The organism is Parasutterella excrementihominis YIT 11859 (genome assembly GCF_000205025.1).
Lineage (GTDB): Bacteria > Pseudomonadota > Gammaproteobacteria > Burkholderiales > Burkholderiaceae_F > Parasutterella > Parasutterella excrementihominis.
Map to the genome: position 1 here is coordinate 1 of NZ_GL883750.1, position 3,178 is coordinate 3,178.

Annotated in this window: 2 protein-coding genes; both read left to right on the forward strand. The window is 40.6% G+C overall.

Annotated elements, in window-relative coordinates; genetic code table 11:
* Positions 1-325: 325 nt before the first annotated feature.
* Complete coding sequence (locus HMPREF9439_RS09890; protein ID WP_008864741.1) at positions 326-1,648, forward strand: tyrosine-type recombinase/integrase; 1,323 nt, start codon at positions 326-328, stop codon at positions 1,646-1,648.
* A 61-nt stretch (positions 1,649-1,709) separates the two neighbouring features.
* Positions 1,710-2,279, forward strand: a complete 570-nt coding sequence (gene mobC / locus HMPREF9439_RS09895; RefSeq protein WP_008864742.1) for a plasmid mobilization relaxosome protein MobC — start codon at positions 1,710-1,712, stop codon at positions 2,277-2,279.
* Positions 2,280-3,178: the final 899 nt, after the last annotated feature.

The window sequence follows — 3,178 nt, forward strand, 5'->3', positions numbered from 1 at the left end:
ATTCGAGGGTTCAAATCCTTCTTCCCCTGCCAAAGTTTGTGCGCCCATAAGCGCCCATCAATGCCCTAACTCAAAAAGAATCAAGAATTCTCCTTGTTTTTGGCACTTTTTCGGCCAAATTTACAATTTACTACAACCTCAATCTGTGCCCTTTAGTGCCCATCACTGCCCAAAGGTGCCCTTGAATGCCCACGCTTTTTGGTTACCGTTTGGATGACTTTTTGAGTTCTATTATCTCTGCATCGTTGAACACCAAAAAACGCCCAAAACCAGCATAGGTGACTTTTTTGAGTTCTATTATCTCCGCATTCTTGGATACCTAAAAATGCCCAAAACCACTAAAACTCTAAGTGAAAAACAAGTTCAGAGCCTCGTCTCAAAAGCCGCTGATGGGACATATGCGATCGGCGGAGTTGAAGGTTTATGCGTTCGCATTCGAGATAAAAAATGTACCTATGTCCTCAGATATTCATTAAACGGTACTCGGCATGCATTAACACTGGGAGACAGATCCGTATTATCTCTGTCTGAAGCCAGAAAAATTGCCCTTGAAAAGAAATTGTTGATTGTGAAAAATCAAGACCCGGTTGCATTAAGAAAACTGGAACGATCATCAAAACAAACACAACCACCGAGAAAAAATAAAAATTTTGAATTTGTAGCAAAACAGTTTATTGCTGAACGTCAAAAAAACGGTTACTGGCGTTACAACCGAAAAAATGGCGCGTTGCAAAGCATGAGGTTGTTGGAGCGGTACGCATTCCCAAAAATTGGTGAATTGAGTGTCAATTCTCTAACGTCAGAGATAACTTGGAACCTTATTAAGCCTATTTGGACGACCAAAACCAACACCGCTCAAAAACTCTTAACTTTGGTTCGCCAAATATGTAACTGGGCCATCGCACATAATATCCGTCGGTTCAAAGACAACCCTGCCGATTTGAAGACATCTCTCGGAGTCTTATTAGAACCCCTTAAATACGCAAGGAAACCTAAGCAAAATCACGCCGCAGCAAGCGTTGAAGATTTGCCGGAAATATTTGCTCGCCTTCATAAACTGCATTCAGTTTCAGCCAAAGCTGCCGAATTTGCAATTCTCACAGCTGCAAGATCTTCTGCTGTTAGATTTGCAACATGGGATGAATTCGACCTAGAGAAAGGGATTTGGAGAATTCCATTAGAACACGACAAATCAAAACTTCAAAAAAGAGACAGAACTATCTTTCTCAGTAAAGAGGCCATCGCCTTATTAAAAAATCTATGTCGTTTGCCGGAAAGTCCTCTCGTATTTAATGGCTATAAAAATAAACCATTGAGTGATGCGACTCTTCTTATGGTTTTAAGACGTTTGCACAAAATCAGAAAGAAGGAAGACAACGTTGGTTGGATCGACCCCACCAAAACTAGACTCTTAGGAAAAGAATGCATTATCACTATACATGGAACAGCCAGAGCAACTTTTAAAACTTGGGCAAAGTCTGATGTATTCAAAAATAATCGTCGTTTTGATCAAGAAGCGGTCGAGCTATGTCTCCTGCACTCAAAGAATGACGGTTATAACGGTGCCTACGACCGAGCAATTTTGGCCCGGGAGCGAAGATTCATCATGAAAGAGTGGGCCAAATATTGTTTTTCAAAAACGGCTTGATGAAAAGTTTCACCGGTGAAACTTTTCATCTCATCCCCTATCAACCTTTGCACTAAATTTCATGCTTAAGAACAAGATACTTCATGTCCGCCTATCTGAAGAAGACGCCCATAGATGGTTTAAATTAGCAAAAGCTCAGGGTGTCACCTCCTCCGTCCTTTCCCGAAGGTTAATACAAACTTTTTTAAATGATCACTCGCAAACTGAAAATTTTCGAGAACTTGAACCGATCGAACCTACTAAATCAACATCAAGGAAAATTTTAAAAATCCGTCTCACCGAAAATGAATATTTCAACTTTTCCAAAGTTTCAAAGCAGTTATGTATGAGCAACCAGGAATGCTTAGTAAGAGTTGTTAGAGCTTTTCTTATGAATGGGTATGTAATCTCTGAAAATGAAAGCGAGGCCGTCAAATTGTACGTTCAAGAACTAAGAAAAATTGGCGTGAACCTTAACCAAATTGCCAAAAGAATCAATGAGGCTGCCGCAGTGGAAGTTTCATCTGACCTCGTCAGAGCAGCCCTATCAGAGATTCATGCAGTAAAAGAAAAAATTCGAATTCAAGAAAACCAAATAGAAAACTTTTTAAAGCAGACTCGTGGACGTTCAAAGATAGACCTTCAGATTTAAGGCTATCCGGGACAAATTTTTCGTCATCTTTTATCAACTCGTTTCACTAGAGATAATTATGAAAACCTCTACAAGGATCACTCTTGTCAAACGTGTAGCCGATGGCTTTGAAAAGCTCAGTATCGGTGCCTTGGTACTTGGCTTATTTCAATTCAACTACTATGCTATAGCTGTAGGGATTAGCTGTTTTTTAATTTCATTGACTCTTACCTATATTTCGGAGGAATTCAAATGAACGGAGTTTGGCTTTTGTTTACGGTCTTCTGTATTGCTCTAGCTGCATTTGGGTTTTATCTTGCTTTTACCCTAAAAAATAAACATCGTTAGAGCTCTAAAATTATGCTCTCAAAAAACAGCTTTGCTTACTTTATTCTTACCTCTCGACTACTTAGCTTTCAAATAATCTACAACGAACCAAAGTAATGTAGCTTAGCGCTCGAAAAGTTTCACCGGTGAAACTTTTCGCCTATTCCGGTTTTTGGATTTTCAATCATTCCTTCAGCAGTTATCCACAATCCGTTTACGAGGATTGTGGATAACTGCTCTGACTGCTGAGAGTTGTCCTCATTTTCCGATGGTGAACGCTTGTCTCCGAAACTGGCCGTAGTGAACCGAGAGAAAATTGTGGGCAACTCGGAGCCCGAAAAGTTTCACCGGTGAAACTTTTCATTCCCCGAAATTGAAAATTTCGACCGCAAAGCGGTGGGCAGGATAGCCAAAAATCTCCAGATTTTTGACCTTCGTTAGAAGGTGCGTTGCATTTTCGCGGCCTAAATGTATACATTTGGGCCCAAAATGCGATCCTGCCCTAGCACTCTCCTCCCCCGTTCAGCAGTTATCCATGATCCGTTTACAAGGATTGTGGGGAACTGCTCTGACTGCTGAGAGTTGTCCTCATT